The sequence below is a fragment of the Litorivivens lipolytica genome (assembly GCF_014191715.1).
GTDB classification, from domain to species: domain Bacteria; phylum Pseudomonadota; class Gammaproteobacteria; order Pseudomonadales; family Spongiibacteraceae; genus Litorivivens; species Litorivivens lipolytica.
On sequence record NZ_JACHWY010000001.1, the window covers coordinates 959,092 to 983,388 of the forward strand.

General features: G+C 54.9%; 20 protein-coding genes and 1 tRNA gene. 4 read left to right on the top strand and 17 right to left on the bottom strand.

All coding sequences use genetic code 11. The features are described from left to right. Window positions 1-69: 69 nt before the first annotated feature. Entirely contained in the window at window positions 70-5,613 is a 5,544-nt protein-coding gene (locus tag FHR99_RS04445; protein WP_183409329.1) for a CocE/NonD family hydrolase, read from the top strand. On the opposite strand, the gene FHR99_RS04450 is transcribed toward FHR99_RS04445, so the two are convergent. The 3 genes from FHR99_RS04450 to FHR99_RS04460 form a co-directional block, all read right to left on the bottom strand. Further along, window positions 5,605-7,878: a TcfC E-set like domain-containing protein gene (locus FHR99_RS04450; RefSeq protein WP_183409330.1), complete on the bottom strand. Its 2,274-nt coding sequence runs from the start codon at window positions 7,876-7,878 to the stop codon at window positions 5,605-5,607. The two genes, FHR99_RS04445 and FHR99_RS04450, sit on opposite strands and share 9 nt — an antisense overlap. Window positions 7,879-7,933: 55 nt before the next feature. Then, a complete protein-coding gene (locus FHR99_RS04455) occupies window positions 7,934-8,419 on the bottom strand; it encodes a hypothetical protein (protein WP_183409331.1) in 486 nt (161 codons plus the stop codon). A 182-nt stretch (window positions 8,420-8,601) separates the two neighbouring features. Beyond that, on the bottom strand, window positions 8,602-9,150 hold the full coding sequence (locus FHR99_RS04460; protein ID WP_183409332.1) for a hypothetical protein: 549 nt from the start codon (window positions 9,148-9,150) through the stop codon (window positions 8,602-8,604). A 230-nt stretch (window positions 9,151-9,380) separates the two neighbouring features. Here FHR99_RS04460 and FHR99_RS04465 point away from each other — a divergent pair, with 230 nt between their 5' ends. Next, complete coding sequence (locus tag FHR99_RS04465; protein WP_183409333.1) at window positions 9,381-10,121, top strand: fimbrial biogenesis chaperone; 741 nt, start codon at window positions 9,381-9,383, stop codon at window positions 10,119-10,121. Here FHR99_RS04465 and FHR99_RS04470 read toward each other — a convergent pair. After that, window positions 10,118-11,170 (bottom strand): patatin-like phospholipase domain-containing protein, encoded by a 1,053-nt coding sequence (locus FHR99_RS04470; RefSeq protein ID WP_183409334.1) that lies wholly within the window; start codon window positions 11,168-11,170, stop codon window positions 10,118-10,120. The genes FHR99_RS04465 and FHR99_RS04470 overlap by 4 nt on opposite strands. Before the next feature lie 86 nt (window positions 11,171-11,256). On the opposite strand from FHR99_RS04470, the gene FHR99_RS04475 reads away from it, so the two are divergent. Next, window positions 11,257-12,063, top strand: a complete 807-nt coding sequence (locus tag FHR99_RS04475; protein ID WP_425488613.1) for an enoyl-CoA hydratase/isomerase family protein — start codon at window positions 11,257-11,259, stop codon at window positions 12,061-12,063. A 24-nt stretch (window positions 12,064-12,087) separates the two neighbouring features. On the opposite strand, the gene FHR99_RS04480 is transcribed toward FHR99_RS04475, so the two are convergent. From FHR99_RS04480 to FHR99_RS04530, 11 genes are all read right to left on the bottom strand, one after another. Further along, complete coding sequence (locus FHR99_RS04480; protein ID WP_183409336.1) at window positions 12,088-12,474, bottom strand: nucleoside triphosphate pyrophosphohydrolase family protein; 387 nt, start codon at window positions 12,472-12,474, stop codon at window positions 12,088-12,090. Between the two features lie 14 nt (window positions 12,475-12,488). After that, window positions 12,489-15,530 carry an efflux RND transporter permease subunit gene (locus FHR99_RS04485; protein WP_183409337.1) on the bottom strand — a complete coding sequence of 1,014 codons (3,042 nt, stop codon included), beginning with the start codon at window positions 15,528-15,530 and terminating at the stop codon, window positions 12,489-12,491. Window positions 15,531-15,538: 8 nt separating this feature from the next. Beyond that, complete coding sequence (locus tag FHR99_RS04490) at window positions 15,539-16,711, bottom strand: efflux RND transporter periplasmic adaptor subunit (protein ID WP_183409338.1); 1,173 nt, start codon at window positions 16,709-16,711, stop codon at window positions 15,539-15,541. Window positions 16,712-16,750: 39 nt separating this feature from the next. Then, entirely contained in the window at window positions 16,751-17,224 is a 474-nt protein-coding gene (bcp, locus tag FHR99_RS04495) for a thioredoxin-dependent thiol peroxidase (protein WP_183409339.1), read from the bottom strand. Window positions 17,225-17,235: 11 nt separating this feature from the next. Beyond that, a complete protein-coding gene (rmuC, locus tag FHR99_RS04500; protein WP_183409340.1) occupies window positions 17,236-18,582 on the bottom strand; it encodes a DNA recombination protein RmuC in 1,347 nt (448 codons plus the stop codon). A gap of 43 nt (window positions 18,583-18,625) precedes the next feature. Continuing rightward, on the bottom strand, window positions 18,626-19,189 hold the full coding sequence (locus tag FHR99_RS04505) for an NUDIX hydrolase (RefSeq protein WP_183409341.1): 564 nt from the start codon (window positions 19,187-19,189) through the stop codon (window positions 18,626-18,628). Continuing rightward, entirely contained in the window at window positions 19,189-19,665 is a 477-nt protein-coding gene (locus FHR99_RS04510) for a flavin reductase family protein (protein WP_183409342.1), read from the bottom strand. The genes FHR99_RS04505 and FHR99_RS04510 overlap by 1 nt, the downstream gene beginning before the upstream one ends. A 125-nt stretch (window positions 19,666-19,790) precedes the next feature. Further along, a complete protein-coding gene (gene moaE / locus FHR99_RS04515; RefSeq protein ID WP_183409343.1) occupies window positions 19,791-20,243 on the bottom strand; it encodes a molybdopterin synthase catalytic subunit MoaE in 453 nt (150 codons plus the stop codon). Between the two features lie 2 nt (window positions 20,244-20,245). Further along, window positions 20,246-20,494, bottom strand: a complete 249-nt coding sequence (locus FHR99_RS04520; RefSeq protein ID WP_183409344.1) for a MoaD/ThiS family protein — start codon at window positions 20,492-20,494, stop codon at window positions 20,246-20,248. Next, on the bottom strand, window positions 20,491-20,973 hold the full coding sequence (gene moaC / locus FHR99_RS04525; protein ID WP_183409345.1) for a cyclic pyranopterin monophosphate synthase MoaC: 483 nt from the start codon (window positions 20,971-20,973) through the stop codon (window positions 20,491-20,493). Before moaC ends, FHR99_RS04520 begins: the two co-directional genes overlap by 4 nt. After that, window positions 20,973-21,617 (bottom strand): MBL fold metallo-hydrolase, encoded by a 645-nt coding sequence (locus FHR99_RS04530; RefSeq protein WP_183410147.1) that lies wholly within the window; start codon window positions 21,615-21,617, stop codon window positions 20,973-20,975. Before FHR99_RS04530 ends, moaC begins: the two co-directional genes overlap by 1 nt. 290 nt (window positions 21,618-21,907) lie before the next feature. On the opposite strand from FHR99_RS04530, the gene FHR99_RS04535 reads away from it, so the two are divergent. Continuing rightward, window positions 21,908-21,995: transfer RNA gene (locus tag FHR99_RS04535), tRNA-Ser, on the top strand. A gap of 54 nt (window positions 21,996-22,049) precedes the next feature. Here the strand turns inward: FHR99_RS04535 and FHR99_RS04540 are convergent. Both FHR99_RS04540 and FHR99_RS04545 read right to left on the bottom strand, forming a co-directional pair. Beyond that, window positions 22,050-23,342 carry a type IV pilus assembly protein FimV gene (locus FHR99_RS04540; protein ID WP_183409346.1) on the bottom strand — a complete coding sequence of 431 codons (1,293 nt, stop codon included), beginning with the start codon at window positions 23,340-23,342 and terminating at the stop codon, window positions 22,050-22,052. A 122-nt stretch (window positions 23,343-23,464) separates the two neighbouring features. Then, entirely contained in the window at window positions 23,465-24,268 is an 804-nt protein-coding gene (locus FHR99_RS04545; RefSeq protein ID WP_183409347.1) for an enoyl-CoA hydratase, read from the bottom strand. Window positions 24,269-24,297 lie beyond the last annotated feature (29 nt).

Genomic DNA, 24,297 nt, shown 5'->3' on the forward strand with positions numbered 1-24,297 from the left:
GTTAAATAGTGGCGATCGGACGCGACTTTGCATACAAACAACCATAACAAAGCAGTTCGAGGTTCTAGCATGAAGCGAGTCTATGGTGGCCTGGGCATACTGGGTCTGGCGGTCGCGTTGAGCGCGTGTGGTGGCGGCAGTTCCAGCAGTGGCGGCGGCAGCCCCGGTTCTGGCGGCGGCGCCAGCAGCAGCTCCGGCCAATTTGTAGACGGTCTCGTCAAAGGCTTGAGTTACCGACGCAACGGCGGCGATGAGGTCTTCCAGACCAGCGCAACCGGCTCCTTCACGTATCTCACCGGAGAGACCCTGACCTTCTTCCTCGGCAAGATCGAGCTGGGTGAGGTTGATCCCTCTGCGGCCTTTGTCAGCCCCAAGGATTTTGGTGACACCGCCACCGCTATAGCACAGTTCCTGCAAACCCTCGACGCCGACAGCAACCCTGAAAACGGTATTCAGCTCAGCGAAGCCGTGCGCGCGGCGGCAGACGCCTTCACGGGTACTGTCGATTTCAGCACTCTGGAAGGTAGCGACCTCGAAACCTTCGCCACCACAGCCAATGGCGAACCTGCCCGCACACTGGTCAGTGCTGCCGATGCGGAGGCCCACCTGAATGCCTCTCTGGCGGATATCGAAGATGGCCGCGTCGACTACGATGGCGGCGTGGATACTGACAGCGATGGCGTAAATGATGCGGTCGATAAATGCCCCGCTACCCCCGGCGATGAAAACTTTGCAGGCTGCCCGGACAGCGATGCGCTGGCTGCTGACGATGATGGCGATACCATCGCAAATGGCTCCGACAACTGCCCTGCAACACCCAACGCAGATCAACTCGATACCGACGGCGATCTTCGCGGCGATGCCTGTGATCGCGATGACGACAATGATGGCTTGCTGGACGAGGATGAAGCGAACCTGCAAACCAACCCCACCCTGTCCGACACGGACTTTGACGGAGTAGGCGACGGTGACGACAACTGCCCCGTAGATGCAAACGCGGAGCAAACCGATACCGACCGCGACGGTCAGGGCAATGTCTGCGACGAAGACGACGACAACGACGGCGCTAACGATGACGAAGATGCCTTCCCCCTCGACCCCAGTGAAGACACCGATACCGACGGTGACGGCACAGGCAATAACAAAGACGAAGACGACGACAACGATGGCGTAAACGATGACGAGGACGACTTCCCCTTAGATGATTCGGAAACTACCGACACTGATGGCGATGGCGTTGGTAACAACGAAGACGACGATGATGACGGCGACGGTGTCAAAGATGAGGATGACGCCTTCCCGGAAGATAAAGACAATCACTCCGATGCCGACAACGACGGTCTTGGCGATGAAACAGCTGATGCCTGCCACGAGACACCGGCTAACGAGCAGGTTGATGCGCGTGGTTGTAGCGCGTCCCAATCGAACCACGCATCCTGCGTAGGCGAGTACCACCTCGCTGGCGGCCGCAGCTATCAAGTTACTCTGACCTCAGCGACTAAGCAGACCATCAGCTTTCAGGTATTCGAGCCTGCCACATTTGATTGTGACAACGTTAATCAAGGCGCTCACCCGCTAGCACTTCACGGTCACGGTTTTGGTGGCCTGCGCCTGCAGGAAGCCGATCAACTCACCCAAAAGTTGGTCGATGCAGGCTATGCCGTCATCAGTATCGACCAACGCGGCTTCGGAGATAGCGAAGGCACCGTGCGCGTGATGGATCCGGATTTTGAAGGCAAAGACTTGGTCCAAATTTTGGATTGGGCAGAAGAACACTTGGACTATTTGGCTTGGCGCAATGATAGCAGCAAAGAATTTGTCGCCCGCCCCGCCGACAGAACCAGTATCAGCGGCGGCGACAACCTGCTCGCAGGCGCCTATGGCAGCAGCTACGGCGGTGGTTACCAATTGCTACTGCATGCCGTCGACCCGAAAGATCGTCTGGACGCGCTCGCGCCCGATATTACCTGGCACGACTTGCGCTATAGCCTGAACCCCGGCGACACCCTGAAAACAGCCTGGGATCTGTTGCTTGTTGCTGGTGGTGAAGGCGGCAGCTATGTACCTGGGCTCACCAGTGCTAACCCACAAACGGTGAAACCAGGTTCTGGCCTTGATCCGTATATTCGCGAAACTTTGCTGCGCGGCGCCAGCACCAATGAATTTCCACGGAATGGACTCGAGTGGTTCCGATATCACAGCCCGACTTACTGGTGTGACCTACGCGACGAGCCCAGTCGCCCCTACTCGCCTCACGCAGGTACGCTGAACAATAACCTCAATCCCGACACGGCACCCGGAAACAATACTCGCGCATCCCAACGCCCTGTCGACGTACTGCTGACACAAGGCTTCCGCGATGCTTTGTTTAACTTTAATGACGCCTGGTGGAACTATCAGTGCCTGAGTGAGCGCGGCGGTGACGTGCGTCTTCTCACCCACCAAAGTGGCCACAACCTTCAGGACTATGTGGACCGCGTAGACGGTTTTGAGATGCCGCCACAGATCACCTTTCAGCGCGGCAGTGGCAACAAAAACTGTGGTCAAATTGATCGAGAGCAGGCCACCATCGACTGGTTTAACGAAAAACTCAAAGGCCTGCCCGCCAGTGACATGCTCGCCGAAACCAACGATGGATTATGCCTGTCACTGGAAGACGGTGACGCTATCATGCTGCCCGCGGAACATTTGCTGGCCACACGTTCGGGCCAGACGGATTCAATCGGCACCCATGCCTACCCAGTCTCGGGAGTCTCGGTCAGCAATATCCCTAATGGCGTCATTGCGCAGCAAGCATTCAACGCCGGTCAGGAGTTCAGCGTTTATCCCATCGCTGAAGTTTCTGCCGAGGAAGGGCTTATCGTCGCCGGTATTCCACTGGCTAATCTTGTGGTCACCACCCCCATCGGGGCCAGCGATGCGTACTGCGCCGGTTCGGATGAAACGGCACGGACAGGTTGCGACAGCATCACCTATATCGGTCTGGGCGTTCAGCGGAACGGTTCCGAGACGTGGCAGCTGATTGATGATCAGATCATGCCCATACGCGGATTAGGCAATCACCTCTCGATTGAAATGGTAGGTATCGCAGAGCGCCTTGCCAAGGGGGATCGTCTAGGTCTGCTCGTCTACGGCTATCACCCCCAATATCTGGCCTCGTTTTCCCGTGATGCCAGTATTGCCGCAGTGAATCTGTCCGGTGACTTGCAGCTTCCGCTGTATCAAGTGGATCAAGACGGCGCACCAATCCTTGATCAACCCGCCGATACCGCTCTATCTCCGATCACGCCCGACGAGACGGTCTGCAGCGACTGCAACAATGGCTACGGCACTGGCGTTATCGGGGTTATCGGCGCCTTCGGCAGCGACATGAATCAGGCGCTGACGTTAATGCTCTCTGGCGATTACGTAAACGCACAGGGTGCTTTTGAAACGGCTTTCGCCAATTTAGGCACAAACCTTCAGGCTCTTGGCGCCAGCGACCCATCTGATATTCCTGCCCTTATCGGTCTGCATACCTCCCCCGAAGAGGCCGCCGCAGAACTAGTCAGTGCGGAACGCAGCGTCGAGCCGATTATTCTAACTGGCGACAAATTGCCGCAATGGAGTGTGCCGGCCGCCTTTGGTTATCCCGAGCCCTATCCTTCAGGTGCCGATACAGAGCAGTGCCCTGACCAACTAGGGGGCGGTTGTGAAGCCTATGACCCGCTCATGGGCAACCTACAAGACGGTGGCAGTACGATCGGCAGTGCGATCCGTAATGCTCACAACGGCACGATGCTCCATCCTGCAGGCTGGACGCCCGGCGCTGACCCAGCAAAAGGCAAGATTGCGATAAACCAGATCGTTGCCTGGAGCTTTATTGAGGGTGAATGGCGTGAGATTCCTGTGCAGGTCGATGAGCGCATGCCCTACTTTCTCGCCAATGCCAACTCAAGCTTTTCCTTTTATTCGGGTACTGACGAAGAGCTGACCTATGTTTGGCGTAGTGAAGGTGACCCTGAAGGTTACTTCGGGGAAGAAGTCTGGGGGATGACCGAAGGTGAATGCGTTCGCGAGTATGATCCCAATGGTTGGGATACTCTCGCTTACGACCCTCTGAACCCTGATAACGTCACCAATCCCCCGGCTACGGATCGCATGCGCGGACTAAGCGCTCCCGTGCCTGACCCCATTTCCGGGCTCGATTACGATGACGAAATCGTCTTTATGGCCTCAGACGCGGGCGAGCAAGAGACGGAAACTTCACCTCCCAATACAGAACAGCTACACGAAGTTCGTGTCGTCGACCCGCTGGCCCCAGACAATGTGAGGTTTGTATATCTCGGACTACGTACCAGCGGAAGCTCATCCGTAGATGGCTATATTTCCTATGTCCACGATCCTTTTGCGGATCAGTGGATAGATCGACGCTTCTTTACGGATGACGATCCCGAAAAACTCGGTAGCAGCAATACGGGGTATGGTCCCAATCTTACAGGTACAGTTTGCGATGGCTACAGCGTAGATCAAACAAACTACACCACGAGATCTTCCACTGACCGCTTTACCCGCGACGGCGTTACCGTTACCACGGATACCTACCAGTGGTACGCCAGTGGTCGTTGGATGGTGCGCAGTCTGAAAGTCCGTGAACCCGGCAATAGCAGTGAGCCCACTGACTGGACTCAACGCCCTGATCTGATCGACCGCTGGAAAGGCCGTGCCTTTCAGCAAAGCCCGGACTCAACCATCTCGCTGGTCGGCTTTGAAGATGAGCAGGTCAACTGGGAAGCCAATGCCGCTCTGCTGGGTGAGCGCTGTGGCCCGGTGCGCTGTATTCGTGAGACTTGGGGCGCAGATTCCGGCACCAATGTCACCAAGACTGAAACGTTTTATCGCGACGTCATTACCTACCGCTATCGCGTCAGGGTTCACCCGATTCCCTCAGATGGCCTCTACACGTCCTGGGACTACAATCGCAGTTCCATGCTGCCTGACCCCGGCGAAGCGGTGGAACCCGGTCGCTACTTCACAGCCCTTCGCCCACAGGGTGTACCGATCGACGGTATCAACGATGATTTCGGCCAGATAGATAGTTTACTAGGACAACCGGCATTCTTTGATACGGCAGACCCCACCTTTAACCTGCCACTGGCCTTTGATAACTGGGAGCAGATTTCAGGTAAGGGCAACAGCGGTTCGCTGGTGTACAGCTTTGAGTTGAAGGGAGCGACCTCAGCGATGACACCGGTCGTGGTGCCCTACTACCGTGATGACGCCTGTCTGGATGACGGCACTGGTGATGATCCGGTAGCCCGTCCCTGGCCCGGCGAAGACTCAACAGATCCGCGGGTAAACGTTGGCTATGAACAGGCCAACGGTGGAACTCCTTACGATCAGTTGCGTTGCGATCAGCGGCAGGGGGCATTCGGCGCCCACGGTATTCACTACTTCTTTACCGGCGATGTCGATAACGCCTTTGTACTGGGCAAGCCCATCAATGAAATTGACGGCCAGCAATGGCAGTTTATGGTGCCGACCCAACGCCCCGAAAACAAAGGCACACCCTATGCCAATGTTGTGCGGGCACCGCTACAGACGGTCGTCACACCGCTCGCTGCTCTAGAGTGATAGGGTGTAACACCCTATCGCCCCCATATCGATAACACCCTGCGAGTTGGCGTCAATATCTACCGCCACCTCGCAGTGAACCTCGCCCTCGATCTCGACCCGAATACGCGGCGAGTCACTGGCTAAATCAACGGCAAAATATCCGCCATTTTCAATTCGGTCTCGGCCACGGCTGGTCGTTACCGTAACACTCTCGCCTTCCGGCAAATCGTGTACGCGTATTTGGCCAAATACAGAAACGGTTTGCACACCTATCCATTCCAGTACCGGCACATGGCCCGGATACAATACAACGTCCTCAACACGCCCTGAATATTCAAGCAAACTGCCGCTCTTCGACAGGACGGCTATGCGGTACTTTTCGTAGGGCTGGAGCGGTACAAACTGAACAGACCCCGATATCACGGGAATATGCCGCCCCTCGTTGATACTGATAATCGCCTCAGAGCGATGAGTTGCCGGCAAGGAAACCAGCACACCGGAACGAACGCCGCTACCGCCGAAGATCTGCACGCCGCGAGAGGTGGCATTTAATGAGGTGTTCAGGCTTCCTGAATAGACTCTCGACGAGACATCACCCTCCACTGCACTAACCGTCGATGTATGGCTGAATCGACTGTGATCGAGAATCACATCGCCTTCGAGGTAAGCTTCTTCCTCGCGCTGCTCCACCAAGGCAGAATAATCCAGCCGCTTAATGTCGCCCCTGGGCTCGCTCGAAGCATCCACGCCAATGGCAACGCGCACCCGTTGAGTGCCGTAATTGCGCCAGCTGCTCCGCCCCCAATAAGCATGATTTTCTCGAAACAGGCGATACGCAACATCTAGAGTCGCTGAAAAATGTTCCTGCTCGTCATAGTTCAGCGAGCCAGAAATCTGCAAAGCACTATTGCCAAAGTTGGGCGAGTAGCCTGCGCTCAGTGAGCTCACCATGCCGCTATTGGAATCCGTCTCCAGATAGCGGGTGTTGGCTCGGAGCGACCATGGCGCTCGATAGAACCCGTAGCGTAGCCCGACTTCTTCACTATCCGTGGTAAAGCGGCGCAATTGCGTTAACTCGTTAACGCTCCCTGGTTGCCCTCGGCTCCAATCCAGACCGAACGATCCGGCATCGCTGTACCATGACGCAGACAGGGTTGATGCTCGGTAACCATCGTTCGCCTGCTGCACGCTCGCCACGCCCGTGAAATTGCGCCAAACCCAGCGATAGGATGTCTGCAGTGCCTGCCACGGGTGGGTGGCCAGCAGGGTGAAATCAATATAAGTCGGGTCATTCAAGCGGTGCCCGTAACCGAGGCGCGCAAACTCGCCATCGCTAACCCGGTGCAGCCGGGTCGGGTCGGCCAGTACACCAACATCAGCGCTGAAATGGTTTTCACCGACCGGAGGCAGCGTGGTGGATTTGGTAAAAAAACGTCGATCCTGCTGCACGACCACGCCATCCACAACAACCCGTATTTCAATGTCGTATGCGCCTATCGGCAAGCCCGATACATCCAGGCGATGATTCCCGGCAGAATAGTTGCGCGTCGACAGCAAGCGGCCATCGCGATAAATGTCCACCCGCCCGCGTTGTGGCAGAAAATACTCAAACTGGGTTGCCCCGTTTTGATCTAAATCCAGTCGCAAATCCGTGGTTGTATGAATCCCGCCGCCATATACCATGGCTCCGGGCGTTAGGCGGTTACCGGGCAATTCGTAGCGACCCAACACAAAGCGGTCGCGCCGGGCGTCGGCGGAAAAATACATCTCACGCGCGTAATATTCGTCGTCGGTTATGCCCAACTGAGCCGTAAAGCGTTGATCGCCGCGACTCAGGACCTGATCCAGAGCAAGGTTATAAGACGTGTTTGAGCCCGCGACATCACTATCGCTATGTAAGTACAGCGAACGAAAATCGGCGAGGTATGACAGCCCTCCGGTGTAGGGCGGCAGATAATGATCTGTCTCTGTCTGATACATCGGCAACAAACGGGGCGCAAGGTAAATGACGGCGGCAAACAGATTCGGATCGTAGGTAACAATCAGGGGGCTTTCGGTGCCCTCAAAACAGCTTGCGATGGTCGTCGCATGACAATCAGACGGATCCCTGAAGGGTATGGGAGCGGCCAATAAATCGCTCAGTACAGCCGGATCCGTGGTGGCCGGTAATGTCGAAACAAGCTCTTCGGAGCTCGCAAAGTGAATCGTGCGATGATCAAAGTCAGCCAATATGGCATCGAGCAATCGCCCATCGTAATAAACATCGACAAATGCCGTTTCCATTGCCTTGACTGGCAACGGATGCACGAAGAAGATCAAAAAAAGTAAAGAGAGCCGTCTACTCGACGGAAATAAGAATTTCCAGAACGTCGCTATACGAACCTGCTTTGGCGGCTGACAGGTCGGCTTCGGCAACAGACACTTTAATAAAGGGGCGCGAACTGGAATCAGCCGCAGAAGAACAACTAATAGACTGCGAATTTGCCGAGAGCCCGGAGTAAGTCTGGCCCGACGACAGCGGCTGGTAGCCACCGCCATCATTCCATTGAACGTTGTAATCCAGTAGTCGATTCTTTGGACCCAACATACCAAAGCGATTGCCACCTTCTGTGGTGGTCGCGGTGAGGCTATAACTGCCCGTGCTAGACCAGACGCAAAATTGCTGCTCCGCTTCCAAATCACCGGCACCGGCCCAATTCCCTAGAGCAAACGGTTGGACTTGCGTGACGCTGACCTTGGCGGGCACCGCCGCGCTGATGGGAACCTTGACAGTACTGGAACTCTCTACGGTTTGCGCAACTGCCGGCAAGGACAGCGCACCCACAACAGCTCCAAGGAGTGCCAGGTACAATGTGCGTTTCAGACAACGCATAAGGAATACACCAGAACAGCTCTGTTAGCGTCATAACACCAAGTACGCCTTACAAAGTCAATGGCGGAAAACACTTAGTTGGCGGGGGAACAACCCCCCCCCGCCAATATGGGCTAACTAACTGAATTTACGAGTTATTCTGGCGCAACAACAACAGTCAGCTCACCGGTATAAACTGCAGCGCGTGCAGCTTCCAGATCGGCCTCAGCCAGAGTGACCGTCAGGGTGGCGTTAGTGCCGCCCACGTTGGTGCAGGTTTTGTTGTTTGCCGTCGTGACTTGTGCAGTCAAAGCATCGCCATGCACAATCGTGTCGGCAGCAGTGGTCTCATCAGCCCAGGAAACCGAGAAAGGCAGATCATTCTGACCGGTTGACTCCAGATTAAAGCCAGCGGCCGTGCTGGCGTCGGTAATGGTGACGTTATAAGCTTCAGTAGAGGACCAGACGCACAGCAGATCTGTTCCGGAAACATCGCCACCGGTCCAGTTGGCCAGCTCAGTATCCAGATTGATAGCCGTTGCGCCGGTAATTTGTACTTTTTGCGCAACTTGGGCATTCACATCCACTTTAGCGGTAGAAGAATTACCTTTAGTACCATCTTGAGTTGCAGCAAAGGTACTCAGAGAAACCGCAGCGATCGCCGCAGACAATACAACACGTTTGAAATGCTTTGACGCACTCATCATCAACCCCTTTTATTTATAATGACACCGCTTCGTGCGGATTCACGATTCTTAGAAGTTGAGTAATGTAGTGGCCACCATACATGACAGGGCTTACTCAAACGCCTGTCCCCTCTCCAGAAGGAGCGCGACAAAAATAACGGTATTAATTCACAAAGTCAACTTTGTGTGCAAAAGTATCACTACCTTAAGCACCCCAAGTCCTCTGAACTGCCCCCAGAAAAACACAAATGTTAAATATTTCAATTAGATACATCGCCAGCTGTCTGTTACTGTTCGCCTCCCCCCTAATCCTCGGGGACGTGCTAATCGACAGAAGCATCATCGACGTCACGGCTGGAGAGGCCCGACGCAGTGATTTTCATGTCCTGAATCAGGGCAGCACTGACAGCGAAGTTAGTATCGAGCTATACCGAGTTTTGAATCCGGGCCTGCCCAACGAGGAGCGCGTATCGCCTGAAAATCCTCGAGACATGGGCCTGTTGGCTACCCCGCGCCAATTCACATTGGCAGCCGGCGAACGCAGAAAGGTGCGGCTATCCTTTCTTCACCTCCCGACAGAGACAGATGCCATTTACCGCATTTTGGTGAAGCCCTCAGCAAACAAGGGCACGTCGTCAAAGGCCAGCCAGATCAGCGTGGTGTTTAACTATGAATTGCTGCTTATTCTCCGCCCACCCTCGAAAGAGGCCCGCTACCTAGTCTCCAGCACAGACCAAGCGCTGACCTTTACCCATACGGGCAACAGTAATTTTTTATTGTATGCCGGTAGAGAATGCCCGAACGAAAGCAATGAAGAACAGTGCCAGCCGATCCCTGCGAAAAGACTCTATGCGGGTGCAAGCCATAGCTTTCCTCTGCAACCGGATACGCGCTACGTCAATTTTCTCTACAAGGACGACGGGGAGGCCCGCCTGATAGAGTTTTGCGGCCAGCCTTTGAAGAGCTGCACCGTTAAAGCTTCGCGTTAGAGAGGCTCAATAAAATCTGGCAGATCCTGCTTGAGCAAACGCTCTTCCAGAAAATCTGCCAGCTCCTGACTTCTTCCAGCGACGTTGTACCAGTCTCTGAATCGCCCCACGTCATCATCCCGATAGCTTTTAAAATCCGTTCGATCCGGAATTTTCTGGTTAGGCAGCGTCGCAATCCACTCGTCGCTGGGGTGTATTACCAAGGTATTAGCACCGTTGCTCATACCGCGTGACCCGATATATTTATCCAACCAACCCGGCAGCAGGGTTTTGGAAAAGTGCGGCATCAGCACCACGCCTTCCTGACTCAGCGGCAAGTCCATGTGGTAATCAATCAATCCACCGTCGCGATAGCGACCCGCCTGCCCCGGCATGGAGATCGCTTCCAGCACAAAGGGAATAGAACCGCTCGCCAACAAAGACTGCTGCAGGTTGCTGTCAGTCAGTGGAAGGATATTGGTTTTAAAACCGGGAAACGCCGATTCAGCTAAGCCTCCGCGCGGATCTGCAAACACATGGCGCTCCAGAAAAACCGAAAGCCAATCCCGCTTGACCGTGTTGAGCAGTAAGGCACCGGCAAATCCCAGCGCCATGGGCAGCGTTTTATCAAGGCCTGTCCAACCCCGGCAGGCCGCGGTGACGACATGAAGCCGCGCCCACGGGTGAGCTAGAATCTCTTTTGTGCCCTGCTCGCCCAGCAGTGCGTCCAGCAAACGGGTTGCAGTATCGGTCACCTCTCTCAAAGAAGGCTTGCCGCTATAACACTGCTCAACGTAAAGCCTTTCAAGACGATTGATGGCCGCAATCGGGTCAGCGGTGGATACTGCCGCTAAACGCCAACTGCCTATAGAGGAGCCCACCAGCGGTAGCGGCGCTTCTCGGCGCTTGAGCCACTCCCCGAATAGAAACTTATCCATGGCCGCGAGCACCAGCCATTTAGGACCACCCGCTGCGCCTGCAATCGCTGCGACGTTTTCCGGTTGCAGCCCTTCCCGCTCGATCAACTCAATTGCAGCTCGACCGGCCTTGAATTGCAGTGGTGCGCGCATCCCTCGACTCCCTATCCTATCGTTAATATCCGCTGTGTCGCTGGCGATTATACTCAAACAAAAGGAGGATGCCGCCCATGACAACGATTGAACTCTCCACCCCGGAAAGCGGAATTGCTCTGGTCACCTTGAATCGACCGGAAACCCTCAATGCCCTGAATGAAACCCTTATTCGGGAGTTGCGAGAAACGCTGCAAACCCTGCACAACGACCGCGCCACCCGCGTGATTATTCTGACAGGCGCTGGAAAAGGGTTCTGCGCTGGCGCCGATCTGAGCAATACGGGTGCGGCACCCGGATCCATTCCCGGCACCGAGGGTATGGGGCAACTGGGTTACGTGTACAAGTTTCAGGAATATCTGGCAGAAGTCATGCTCGCCATCAATGAATGCGACAAACCCGTGATTGCCGCGATAAACGGCGTTGCTGTCGGCGGCGGCTTGGCCATAACACTGGCATGCGATCTGCGCATCGCCTCCACCAAAGCCCGCTTTGGCTCGGTGTTTATTAAAACCGGCTTGTCGTCGTGCGATGTAGGGACCAGTTATTTCCTGCCCCGCATTATTGGTCTGTCCGATGCCAGCGACCTGATGCTGACCGGGCGTATTATCGATGCGGCAGAGGCTCGTGAATTGAGGCTGACTTCTCAAACCGTCGAACCGGACGCATTGCTAGAAGCGTGCCTGGAAAAAGCCCGGATGATTCGCGACAACGCCGAATACGGTGTGTGGATGACTAAAAAAGGTCTGCGCAGTAATGTGAATGCCAGCAGCCTGCGCGAAGCCATGGAAATTGAAAACCGCACCCAGGTGCTGGGCTACTTTACCGGCTGCATGGAAGAAGCGATGACAGCCTTCAACGAAAAACGGCCACCGAAGTGGCCGTCGCTCTGAGCACTACGTGCCCGATCTCACAACTTACTGTTCGAGGATCTTGCGCTCGGTATCCAGATCGCGGTTTACCGCATCAAACTCGGTAAATTTGTTGGGGTAGCGGGCGCGCAGCTTTTCTATATTTACCTTCATGGCATGCTCAAAGCTCGCCTTGTCACCCACATCAACTTTCAGCTCATCCATCAGAATGGCGATGTACCAGAACACATCGCCAATCTCTTCAACCAGATTCACCTTATCGAGAGGCGTGCCATAGAAGATATGGCGTTTAACGGCATCGGTCAGTTCGCCGGTTTCAGTTTGCAAACCCATCAGTGCGTGCAAAATCCGCAGATTCACCCGCGACATTTGCTCCTCACTGGGCTGTGATTCGGTCTGCAATGCCTGTTGGATATAGTCTTCGCCTTTCATTTGCATCTCCTGAATTATGAATGAGCGGATAAGGGTTTACGCACACGCGCAAAAAAGGTGTACAGGACCGGTACCGCGAACAAGGTAAACAGCGTACCAATAGACATGCCTGCGGTAATCACCAAACCAATACTGAAGCGGCTTTGGGCGCCAGCGCCGCTGGCCATCAGCAGTGGCAGCACACCAAATACCATGGCAGCGGTCGTCATCAAAATCGGCCGCAGTCGCACCGCAGCAGCCCGTTTGGCCGCTTCGCGAACGCTCAAGCCCTCGGACTCCTGCAGGTTATTGGCAAAGTCGACAATCAATATACCGTGTTTGCTGATCAAACCTATCAGTGTAATCAGGCCGATCTGGGAATAGATATTCATGGTCGAAAGGCCCAGTGCTAACGGTATCAGGGCACCGCAAATCGACATCGGCACGCTGATCAGCACGATGATGGGGTCACGGAAGCTTTCAAACTGCGCCGCCAACACCAGATAAATCAACAGCACCGAGAAACCGAACGTCGCTACCAGTACGTTGCCTTCCTCCAGGAACTGCCGCGCCTGCCCCATGTAATCGTGACCGAAGCCATCCGGCAGCGCGCGCTCAGAGAGTTCATCCATATACTCAATCGCCTGCCCCATACTAACGCCCGGTGCCAGCATGGCGCCAATATAGGTGGCGTTCAGCTGCTGGAATTGACTGAGCTTGTTGGGCGACGAGCGCAGTTCAGTGGAGACGAAGGTAGAAAGCGGCACCATTTCACCGGTCACCGCCGGCACATGATAGTTTGCCAGCGCTTCGGGATTCAGACGGAAGGGTGCGTCCGCTTGGGCAATGACCTTGTAGCTGCGATTATCGACGCTAAAACGGCCACTGTTTGCCTCGCCAAGATACGTCGACAGGGTGCGGCCGATATCTTCCATCGACACACCCATCTCACCCGCAATGGAGCGATCGATATTGACCACCAGTTCGGGTTTGTTGAATTTAAGATCCTGACTGATATAGGTGAACAGACCGCTTTTGGAAGCTTCTTCACGCACACGGTCCGCAACCTGAAACAAGAGCTCATCAGACAGCGTCGATGTCAGCACATACTGCATCGGCAAACCACCGGCTGCGCCGGGCAGCGGCGGGAAATTGTAGGTGTACAGCTGCAGACCAGTGACCTTGTTCAACTCCGACAGCAGGGAATCCTGAATTTCCTTCGCGGTGCGCTCGCGCTCATCCCAATCAGACAAGAGCACCAGCGAAAACACATTGGAATCTGACACCCAGAAAAAGCTGCGCTCCCGCTCGGGAATCTCCGCAATGGGTTTCTCGGTCTGCGCTACATACTTTTCCATGTAGTCGGCGTTGGCATCTATCGGGCCGGTACCGGTCACCACGACGACACCATCATCTTCCATTGGCGCCAGCTCCTGAGCTATCGAGTCGTAAAGAAAATAGATACAACTCAGAATCACCGCGCAGAACAACACCGTAAGCCAGCGCATTTTGATCGCTTCATCCAAAGCTCTCAGATACAACTGGGTCAAGCCATCGAGTACGGAGTTAATGCTTTTGGAGAACCGCCCTTCGGCGATCTGCTCCGGCAACATCCGGGAACACATCATCGGCGACAGGGTCAGCGCCACCACGCCGGATACGATAACGGCCGCGGCCAGAGTAAAGGCAAACTCGGTAAACAGGGCTCCGGTCAAACCTTCGAGAAACCCGACCGGACCATACACCGCCGCGAGTGTGAACGTCATGGCGATAACCGGAAAGGCAATCTCGCGCGCCCCTTTCAGCGCCGCCTGATAGCGTGACTCGCCCTCCTCCATATGACGCTGAATATTCTCCAGCACCACAATGGCGTCATCCACAACCAAACCAATCGCCAGCACCATGGCCAGCAAGGTCAGCAGATTGAGGGAGAAGCCCATCATCAGCATGAGCACCATCACGCCCACGAGCGACAGCGGGATGGTCACCATCGGCACCAACACCGAACGCAGATTGCCGAGGAAGACTAAAATCACCAGCACCACAATGATGCTCGCCTCGACCAGCGTTTTCAGGACTTCCTCAATGGATTTTTCGATGGAGACGGTGGTGTCAAACACCACTTCCATTTTCAGCTCTGGCGGCAACTGTTTTTCAAGGTCGGGCAAGGCAGCCCGCACATTGGCGGCAACTTCCACCGGGTTGGCGCTGGCCGAAGCTGTTGTTTGCACAAACACCGTTCGCTGACCACCGTAGCGAATCACGTCTCGGTAGTGCTCGGCACCTAGTTCGACTCGCGCAATGTCCTTCATCCGGATAAGAGTCTGGCCATTTCCGCGAACCACGATATCTTCAAATTCCTCGCGGGAATTGAGGTCAGTATCCGCCGTTACCGAGATGCGCACGAACTCGCCGTCGATTTTGCCCGCTGCGCTCTGGTAATTATTGCGCGCCAACGCACTTTCAATGTCATCCGTTGAAAGCCCCAGTGACGCCATACGCTCGCTGTCTAACCAAATCCGCATGGCAAAGGTGCGCTTACCGCGAATCTGGGCCTGACTGACCCCTTCAATGGTATTGATTTCGGGCAGAACCACCTTGCTCAAATAGTCGGTAATCTGCTCCTGACTCATCACCTCACTGACAAAACTGATGTATTGCAGAATATCGCCGCTGGCACTTTCCATTTTTTCGACCAGCGGGTTTTCCGACTCGCGCGGCAATTCAGTACGCACCTTATTGACCTTGGCGCTAACCTCAAGGAAGGCCGAATCCACGTCGTAATCGGGCGTCAGAAAGGCGGTGACGACTGAGGTACTGTCGGTGCTCGTCGCCGTCATATAGGCAATCCCTTCTGCGGAGCTCAACGCAGAAAGTACCGGCGTGGTCACAAAGCCTTTCATCAAGGCCGCAGAAGCACCGGGATAAACCGTTGTAACGTTAATAGCGGGATAGGTTATTTCAGGGTGCTGGCGCAATTGCAGGCCGGTAAAGGCTTTCAGGCCCGTCACCAACAGCAATAAACTGAGCACACAAGCCAGAACCGGTCGACGAATAAAAATATCAGTAAAATTCATGGCGCGGCCTACGGCTTCTGCTCAATGACTTCGACCCGCGTGCCATTATTCAACTTCAATTGGCCAGCCGTCACCACCAGTTCGCCGGCGGACACTCCTTCAACAATGGAGACCCGATTGCCCTGACGTTCACCGAGTTTCACGTAACGGCGACTCACCGCCAGTCCACGCTCGGGTGGAATTTCCATTTTATGGATTTTGGACAGATCGATTTCCAGGCCAAAGATTTCCAGCGTAGTATCCGGCGTTTTCAGGTTCAGCTCCTGCTCGGAGACCACAAACACCGAATCACCGTAGAGTGAGTAACTAATCGCTGTTTGTGGCACTGTGATAACAGACTTCTGCTCTTCCAGGATGATACTCACATTGGCAAACATACCCGGCAGAATCTTGCCGGTGTCATTCAGAAAATTGCCTTGCACCTGAATATTGCGCGTCGTTTCGTCAACTTTTGCATTGATCGAGGAAATCGTGGCTTCAAATACGCGCTGCCCAAAGGCCGTGACCGTGAACCGGATTTTCTGGCCCACATAGAGCTTGGGCGTGAAATACTCCGGGACGGAGAACTCGATCAGCAACTCATCGAGTGCCTGCAGGGTCACGATATCGTCGCCGCTGTTAATAAATTCCCCGACATTGACCTGACGCAGGCCTAAACGACCGGAAAATGGCGCTTTGATTTTCTTTTGCGAGATGGTCGCTTCTGTGCGTTCGACCTGCGCTTTCATGTCTGCAAGCTGGGCTTCGACCTTGTCAAACTCGGTGCGAGAAATAGCGTTGCTGCGCATCAGGCGGGAATCGCGATCAAAGTTGATTTTTGCCAGTCGATACTGGGCTTTAAAGCTTTTGAGGTTTGCCTGCTCAACTTCATCGTCAAGCTGAATCAGTACGTCACCCTCGTCCACCTCCTGACCGGAGGCAAAGTAAATCTCCTTGATCAGGCCGCTGGCCTCAGTGGTGATATCGACACCATTGACGGCTTTTACCGTGCCGACGGCTGACAAGGTGGTATCCCACTGCTCTTCCAGAGCCGGGTCGGCTTCAACCCCGACAGGCGGTGGGATATAAGCCGCCACAAAGCTGCCGACCATGCGGTCGCGAAACTCGATAAAGCCAAAAATGGCGCCAAACACCACACTCAACGTGAGTAAGGTGATAGCAGTGTACATAAACTTTCTCATGGCGCGTCCTGGCTGTATCGGGTTCGTCGGCTGAATCAATTACAGGTTGGCTTCAACCCACTCAAGCACATCGTCGTGATGCGTTTTGGTTTTGAACTTGTCGAGAATATGCTTCAGGCGACCGTCTTTACCGATGATAAAGGTGGTGCGCACCGTGCCCATGTTCTCCTTGCCCATGAACTTCTTCAGCTGCCAGCAGCCGTATTTATCGATAATGGCGTGGTCGGGGTCTGACAGGAGCGTAAAGTTGAGATCGTATTTCTCCTGAAAACGCTTGAGTTTAGCGGGCTCGTCAAAGCTGACGCCCAGCACCACACAGTCTTTCTTTTTGAGCGCTTTCTCGGTATCTCGAAGACCGCAGGCTTGCGTCGTACAGCCCGGCGTTAAGGCGCGCGGGTAAAAGTAGAGAATGACATTTTTCTCGCCTTTGAAATCTTTCAAGGCAACTTTGTTGCCGTCCTGATCCAGCAGGGAAAATGCCGGGGCCATATTGCCAACTTTGGGAAATGCCATGTTGCGCTCCGTTAGTCGTCTGCAGTAGGTAGGGATTCAAATTCATCATCTGCCTGATAATTCTTAGGCAGACTGCGCTTGGTTTTAGCGCCGAGCTTTTCAAGTTTCTCAACCCGGCGCACCAGATTACCGCGACCGCGGCTAATGCGATCGAGCGTTTTCTCGTAGGCCTCGCGACTGCGATCCAGATGCTTGCCGATATCCTCCATCGAAGACAGCATCATCACAAACTGATCGTGCAAGCCGCCCGCTTCACTGGCGATCGCTTCTGCATTGCGGTTCTGGTGTTCGTGCCGCCAGATACTCTGCACGGTTCTAAGAGTTGCCAGCAGGGTTGTCGGGCTAACCACGATGATGTTTTTCTCGTAGGCTGTGCGAAACAACTCAGGGTCGGCGTCAAAGGCCGCCATAAAAGCGGATTCTATGGGCACGAAGATCAACACAAAATCGAGACTGTTAATCCCGGCAATATGCTCATAGGACTTCAGGCTAAGGCCATCAATGTGCTGCTTGATGGATCGCACATGAGCCTGTAGCGCCTGTTTGCGCTCGGTTTCGTCCTCGGCGCTGGCATACTGTTCATAAGCCACCAGTGACACTTTGGCGTCGATGACGATATCTTTTTCATCGGGTAAGCGCACCACCACGTCGGGCTGCAGGCGGCGGCCATCATGCTCGGTAAAGCTGGTCTGGGTCTCGTATTCGTGGCCCTTTCGGAGGCCGGATTCCTCAAGAACCCGCTCCAGTATCACCTCGCCCCAGTTGCCGCGCACCTTACTGTCGCCCTTGAGTGCCCGCGTGAGATTCACCGCCTCGGCACTCATACGCTGATTGACCTGCTGTAACTGGGCAATCTGTTCTTTCAGGGTACTGCGATCGCGAGTCTCGCGGTCGTATATATCATCAACGCGGGTACGAAATTCCTTGAGCTGATCCCTGAACGGGGTCAGCAGGGTTTCCAGTGTCTGGCGGCTGGATTCGTTAAAGCTTTTTTGTTTCTGTTCAAAAATTGAATCGGAGAGTTGCTTGAACTGAACCGTCAATTGATCGCGGGCCTGTTCCAGCACCTGCATTTTTTCCTGATGGGTCTTGGCCTGCTCTTCCAGCCGTGTCGACAGCCGGGCATTCTCGTTGGCGCTTTCAAGATTTTTCTGCCGGAGCTCTGCAATCTCCTTCATCAGGCGCTCGCTTTGCGCCGTTGCAGCCTCAAGTTTGACGGCGTAGGCCTTCGCATCCACCTCTATTGCGCGAATAGACACTTCGCCGGCGCGACGCCGGCGCAGATCTCCGAGCAGATAACCCAGTAATACACCAAGCAGCAAAGCTCCCGCCAGCAGTGACAGAGTATTGGTTGTCATTGTCGTTACAGCTTTTTCCGAGGCACCAAATATAGGGCCGGTTTCAGCGTTTGTTCCAGCCAGTATGCTCGGCCCACAGTGGGCTGGGCTGATCCACCCGAACCGGGAAAACGCCTTTTTTCCGGTCGTCGAGATATTCTGTGAGCAAATCGGTCACCACCGGAAAGGCAATATCTTTCCAAGGGATTTCGCTCTCATCGAATAATTGTACTTCCAGGCTCTCCGGGCCGGCGGCAAAAGCGCCATCTTTCAACTCACCGCGGTAGAACACGTAAACCTGATTAATGTGGGGAATATCGAACAGACGGTACAAGGTTTCACCCTTTACTTCCGCGCAGGCCTCTTCCTGAGATTCACGCAGCGCGCCCTGCAACATGGTTTCACCGTTTTCCATAAAACCGGCGGGCAGCGTCCAGTAATTTTTTCGCGGTTCGATTGCCCGGCGACACATGAGGATTTTGTCGCCGGCGGTGATCAGACAGCCCACCACTACCCGAGGGTTCTGGTAGTGAATGATATTGCAGTGATCGCAGATATAGCGCGGTCGATCGTCTCCCTCGGGGATACGCTTATCAACCGATTTGCCGCATTCACTGCAATAGTTCATCAGCGCAACTCGCGGTATTTGCCAGAGAAGAATACCAGTGGCTTGTCGTTATTGCTGTTAACCATGCTTTGCACCTTACCCACCAGAATCACGTGGTCGCCACCTTCATAGCGTTGCCAAATATCGCATTCAAAGGTTGTCAGTGCGCCCTTGATCATCGGTGTGCCGTGGCGGCCCAGGGTGTAGTGACTCTTGTCCAGCGCGTGATCGCCCTTTTTGGCGTACATGTTAGACAGATTCATCTGTTCCTGAGACAAAATGTTCACCGCGTATTTTTTCGCCTTGGCAAAGGCGTCAAAGCACTCGGAATCGTTCTGCAGGCTCCACAGCACCAGTGCCGGGTCGAGAGAAACTGAGGCAAAGGAGTTAACGGTCATACCAAAGGGCTCGTAACCGTCAGGATTGGCTGTGATCACGCAAACACCGGTCGGGAAACGCCCCAGTGCATTGCGAAATTCGCGGCTGTCCAGGCTCATAATTATTCCTTTTTTCAGGTGGGATAAGGCCTGGGCATTATACACGCCTCACCCGCAAATTTAATGACGTCAACAGCCGCACAGGCGCTCAGAATGGGCCTTTCAGCTCGTCCGTTTAAATGAGTTTACCAGCGATCTGCCGCCTGACCGTCACTGTCGCGAGCCTCAACCCAAAAATCGCCCTCATCGGTGCACTCTTTCTTCCAGAAGGGTGCGCGAGTCTTCAGGTAATCCATAATGAATTCACAGGCGGCAAAAGCCTCACCGCGATGTGCAGCCGCCGTTACCACCAGCACGATCTGATCACCTGGCACAAACTCGCCAACACGATGGATGACGGTAGCGCCCTGCAACTGCCAACGTTTACAGGCTTCATCGACGATTTTCTGCAGGGATTTTTCCGTCATCCCCGGATAGTGCTCCAGACTCATGGCCTGAACACGGCGACCGTCGTTATTGCTACGCATACAGCCAATAAAGCTGGCTACTCCGCCGATTGAATCGGCCAACTGCTGTACCCGCTGAATTTCCTCGCCCGCGTTAAAATCGGCGGTATCGACTACGACCTTGACCGTCATGCTCAGCCCCCGGTCACTGGCGGGTAAAAGGCCAGCTCATCGCCCGGATTAACCTGAGACTCCAGCGAAACCACTTCCTGATTCAGCGCCGTCAGCACATTCGGCGCACATAGAACCTCTTCCCACGCCGGGTGTTTTTTAATCAGCTGTTCACGCACTGCACTGACTTTGACAGGCTCTGTGACAGGCCATTCCAACTCATGGCAACCGAGAGCCTCCCTCAGCTTGGCAAAAAACAGAATGCGAATCATGCGTCGGCCTGCCAATGCCCGGAGCGACCACCCAGCTTTTCAAGCAGTTTGACCTCACCGATGACCATACCCTTGTCGACGGCCTTGCACATGTCATAGATCGTCAGCGCTGCAACTGAGGCCGCTGTCAGCGCTTCCATTTCAACACCGGTTTGCCCTGCCAGCTTGCAGCGGGCTTCGATAACCACAGCGTTGTTCTCGGTGTCCGGGGTCAATTCCACTTTGATAGAGGTGAGCATCAGTGGATGGCAGAGGGGAATCAGGTCCGCACATTTCTTGGCGGCCTGAATGCCGGCAATGCGCGCCACGGCCAGCACGTCACCCTTTTTGTGCTCGCCGTTAACGATCATGGCCAGCGTTTCTGGCTGCATGCGAATGCAGGCTTGTGCACGAGCCTCACGTTCCGTCACAGCCTTGGCCGTGACATCCACCATCTGGGCATTGCCCTTGGCGTCAATATGCGTCAGTGAATCTGCCATCAGCCAAACCGGGTATCTGAGACAAAAGGATTGGTGCGGCGCTCCTGACCAAAGGTCGAGGTCGGTCCGTGACCGGGAATAAAGGTCACGTCATCGCCCAGCGGCCAAAGCTTTTCCTGAATGGAACTGATCAACTCGTCGTGGTTGCCTTTGGGAAAGTCCGTTCGCCCAATAGAACCCTGAAACAAGACATCCCCCACAATGGCCAGTCGCACGCCCTCATGAAAGAAAATAACATGGCCCGGCGTATGACCGGGGCAATGCCGAACCTGCAGCGTCTGCTCTCCCACGGTTACGGTATCACCATCGTTTAGCCACTGATCAGGCACAAAGGCCTCGGCACGAGGAAAGCCGGCCATCTCGCACCAGTCCGGAAGTTTGTCGATCCAGAAGCTGTCCTCTTGCTGAGGACCAATAATCGGCACGCCATATTCCTGACGCATGTCATCGGCCGCCGCGCAGTGATCCATATGGCCGTGAGTCAGGAGCACCTTTTCCAGTGTTCCGCCAAGCTGCTCGAGCCCGGATTTAATCCTTTCCAGATCACCACCGGGATCGACAACGGCCGCCTTGCCGGTGGCCTCGCAAACCAAAATACTGCAGTTCTGTTGATAGGCCGTTACCGGCACAATCGCGCACTTCAACATCGTTTAAAACCTGATAAATGAAGCCGTCAAGCTTAACACACCACCCCCGCCCCGGCAGCCCGGACAAGAGAATGGCCTTTCCAATATTGCCATTTGATGGGCATTTCTATAGAGTAGCGGCCCTTCTGAGACGGGCAGGTTCCTGATCAGGAGATAAAGGTGAGGTGTCCGAGTGGCTGACTTGGAGGCTTTGCCGGAAAGAGCGCCCGCAGGGGCGATAACGAGCACGCAGGCGTGCGGTCTCGGGGCTCGCTAAATACCCGAATAAATACGTGAAGCAATACCCCGGTGAGGTGTCCGAGTGGCTGAAGGAGCACGCCTGGAAAGTGTGTATACGGCAACGTATCGAGGGTTCGAATCCCTCCCTCACCGCCAGTCATAAAAAAACCCGGCTTATGCCGGGTTTTTTTATGGGCAATTAAAACAGCCTTAGTCTAACCACCCCTGAGTACCGGACATGCGCCGTTGCAGCGACGACAGGCGACGATGCAAGCGCCACTCCCGCGCAAACAAACAGCCGAAACCCAAAATCATACCAATGGATGTCCAGCCGAGAGACCGAAGCAACTGCCCGGGGAAACGCGCCAGCAACGGCAATCCCAAAGCCCATGCCGGAGGAGCCTCAACGTTCGGCGTTGGCTCTTGTTTGCGGACAGCCTCGATTTTCGCCCGAGCTTCCTCCAGCTTGGCCTCCACTTCAGCCATCCGCCGCAGCATCCTAATTCTTTCAGCCTGCTTTAGGGCTTCATCGGAAATTTCAGACTCGGGTGTTTGAGTGTAAGGTTGGAATTCGGTCTCCTCGGACGAATAGGCCATAACCTCTGATGACTCTTCAACATCGCTCACTGCAAGTTGTTCTGCCGAGGGCTCCTCGACCAACTCTTCCGGCACCTCTTGAACAGCACGTGGCAGACTCTCCACTACCGCAACAGCTTCCTGAGCCTCCTGCCAAGGATCGACGAGGCGATAACCCTGCGCGCTGTCGTTGAATACCAAACGGACATCACCGGATTGCTCCGGAATATTCAGTACCCAAGCCTCTTTCAATCGCTCCGGGTGACCGCCGATAAAAGCTCGAGGATTGTATTGGAACAGGCTCGCCATCCACTGCTCACGCCCGCCTCCGCGCTGCCGACTGAGGCTTCCAGCAAGCGTCCACAGGGAGTCGCCTCGCGCAACGCGATATTGTCGGTCAGATGGGGACAAGGGCTGTCGTTGAACCGTTTGCTCTGGCTTGCGCCGCTGACGGACATCGGCACCTGAAGTACTTGAGCTCTTTGAGGAAGGAGACTTACCGGAGGCTGCCACGCGCTGGTTACTGTCGAGAGCGAGATCAGGCAAATCCATAAGGACCGTGTATTCACGCTTCAGGTAGCCCGTCGGCCACATTACATTCAACGTGAAGGCAATGTAGGGTTCCACAATCGCCGAATCCGAGCGCAGAACAACTCGCTGCGCTTTAGCGTCGTACGTCAGCGTATATTTTGACCTCACCTCGGAATCCAGCGGTAAGCCGGAAACACCATCCTCGATCGTTGATAGCACTAACTTCAGGTCATCTTCGGACAGGCTGCCCGTATGCCGAACCGGGATATGTAGCTCTAATGGAGCGCCCAGTGGGGAGTGCAACTCAGCATCTCCCAGGCCAAGCGCGCGCAGCTCCTGCAGCGGCAGCACCGCCACAGAAAAAACCATATACTTCATTAAGTTGTGCGTCTTCAAGCCCCCTCCTGCCATATAGACTCACAGCGCCTAGAACTCGCTCTTCCCTAAGTTTAGACTATTTCACAGCCCTTGATGCAAAGAGAGTTTGCCAATGGGAATAAGTCCACTAAGCGCCAGACTCAATCCTTGAAAACCGGGGATCTCTTGTCCTTTCGCGCCTTGATCGCCTCTTCGAAATTCTGGGTTGTCATCCGCACAAACAGCTGGGCATGACCTTCGTAATGCATATGCGACTGTTGGCTACCCGCCTCAAGGCCGGCCCACATCAGTTGCTTGGTCATCTCCACGCCCAACTGACTGAAGCCACTGATCCGCTCGGCCAGCTGGCAGCACTCATCCAGCAGCGCCTCAGGGGAGACCACGCGAGATACCAGCCCAATGCGATCGGCCTCTTCGGCGCTCACATCCCTACCCGACAGCATGATCTCGAAGGCCCGGCTTGAACCGATGGCCCGTGGCAGCATATAACTCAAGCCCAGCTCAGCCGCTGTCAGGCCATTGTTGATACCTGCGGCCCGAAAATACGCTCGCTCGGAGGCGATACGAATATCCGTGGCCATCGCTAGACAAAAGCCACCACCAATGGCTGCCCCATTGATAGCGCCAATGACCGGCTGGGGCATGTCGTGAATAGCCTTGATAACGTCATCCAGCACCCGCATGGCACGGCGGGCAATGCCGGGCATGGTGAGGCCATCAAAGATGGAGAGGTAACCTGGATCTTCCAGATCGGCGCCGGAACAGAAGCCTTCGCCGGCCCCGGTCAATATGACAACGCGTGTATCATTATCAAACCCCACCTCCTCTAGCGCTTCCTTCAAGGGCACCATCACATCGAAGGCCATGGCATTCATGCGCTCGGGACGATTAAGGGTAATACGGGTAACGTGGGGGCGGGGTTTATCGACTTGAATGAAAGACATGTCAGCGCTCGTTCTGGTTATGGTCGGAC

Excerpts from the sequence above, each read along its gene's own strand:
- FHR99_RS04445 (WP_183409329.1), top strand. The coding sequence starts at position 70 with ATGAAGCGAGTCTATGGTGGCCTGGGCATACTGGGTCTGGCGGTCGCG.
- FHR99_RS04450 (WP_183409330.1), bottom strand. The coding sequence starts at position 7,878 with ATGGAAACGGCATTTGTCGATGTTTATTACGATGGGCGATTGCTCGAT.
- FHR99_RS04460 (WP_183409332.1), bottom strand. The coding sequence starts at position 9,150 with ATGAGTGCGTCAAAGCATTTCAAACGTGTTGTATTGTCTGCGGCGATC.
- FHR99_RS04465 (WP_183409333.1), top strand. The coding sequence starts at position 9,381 with ATGTTAAATATTTCAATTAGATACATCGCCAGCTGTCTGTTACTGTTC.
- FHR99_RS04470 (WP_183409334.1), bottom strand. The coding sequence starts at position 11,170 with ATGCGCGCACCACTGCAATTCAAGGCCGGTCGAGCTGCAATTGAGTTG.
- FHR99_RS04480 (WP_183409336.1), bottom strand. The coding sequence starts at position 12,474 with ATGAAAGGCGAAGACTATATCCAACAGGCATTGCAGACCGAATCACAG.
- FHR99_RS04485 (WP_183409337.1), bottom strand. The coding sequence starts at position 15,530 with ATGAATTTTACTGATATTTTTATTCGTCGACCGGTTCTGGCTTGTGTG.
- FHR99_RS04490 (WP_183409338.1), bottom strand. The coding sequence starts at position 16,711 with ATGAGAAAGTTTATGTACACTGCTATCACCTTACTCACGTTGAGTGTG.
- bcp (WP_183409339.1), bottom strand. The coding sequence starts at position 17,224 with ATGGCATTTCCCAAAGTTGGCAATATGGCCCCGGCATTTTCCCTGCTG.
- rmuC (WP_183409340.1), bottom strand. The coding sequence starts at position 18,582 with ATGACAACCAATACTCTGTCACTGCTGGCGGGAGCTTTGCTGCTTGGT.
- FHR99_RS04505 (WP_183409341.1), bottom strand. The coding sequence starts at position 19,189 with ATGAACTATTGCAGTGAATGCGGCAAATCGGTTGATAAGCGTATCCCC.
- FHR99_RS04510 (WP_183409342.1), bottom strand. The coding sequence starts at position 19,665 with ATGAGCCTGGACAGCCGCGAATTTCGCAATGCACTGGGGCGTTTCCCG.
- moaE (WP_183409343.1), bottom strand. The coding sequence starts at position 20,243 with ATGACGGTCAAGGTCGTAGTCGATACCGCCGATTTTAACGCGGGCGAG.
- FHR99_RS04520 (WP_183409344.1), bottom strand. The coding sequence starts at position 20,494 with ATGATTCGCATTCTGTTTTTTGCCAAGCTGAGGGAGGCTCTCGGTTGC.
- moaC (WP_183409345.1), bottom strand. The coding sequence starts at position 20,973 with ATGGCAGATTCACTGACGCATATTGACGCCAAGGGCAATGCCCAGATG.
- FHR99_RS04545 (WP_183409347.1), bottom strand. The coding sequence starts at position 24,268 with ATGTCTTTCATTCAAGTCGATAAACCCCGCCCCCACGTTACCCGTATT.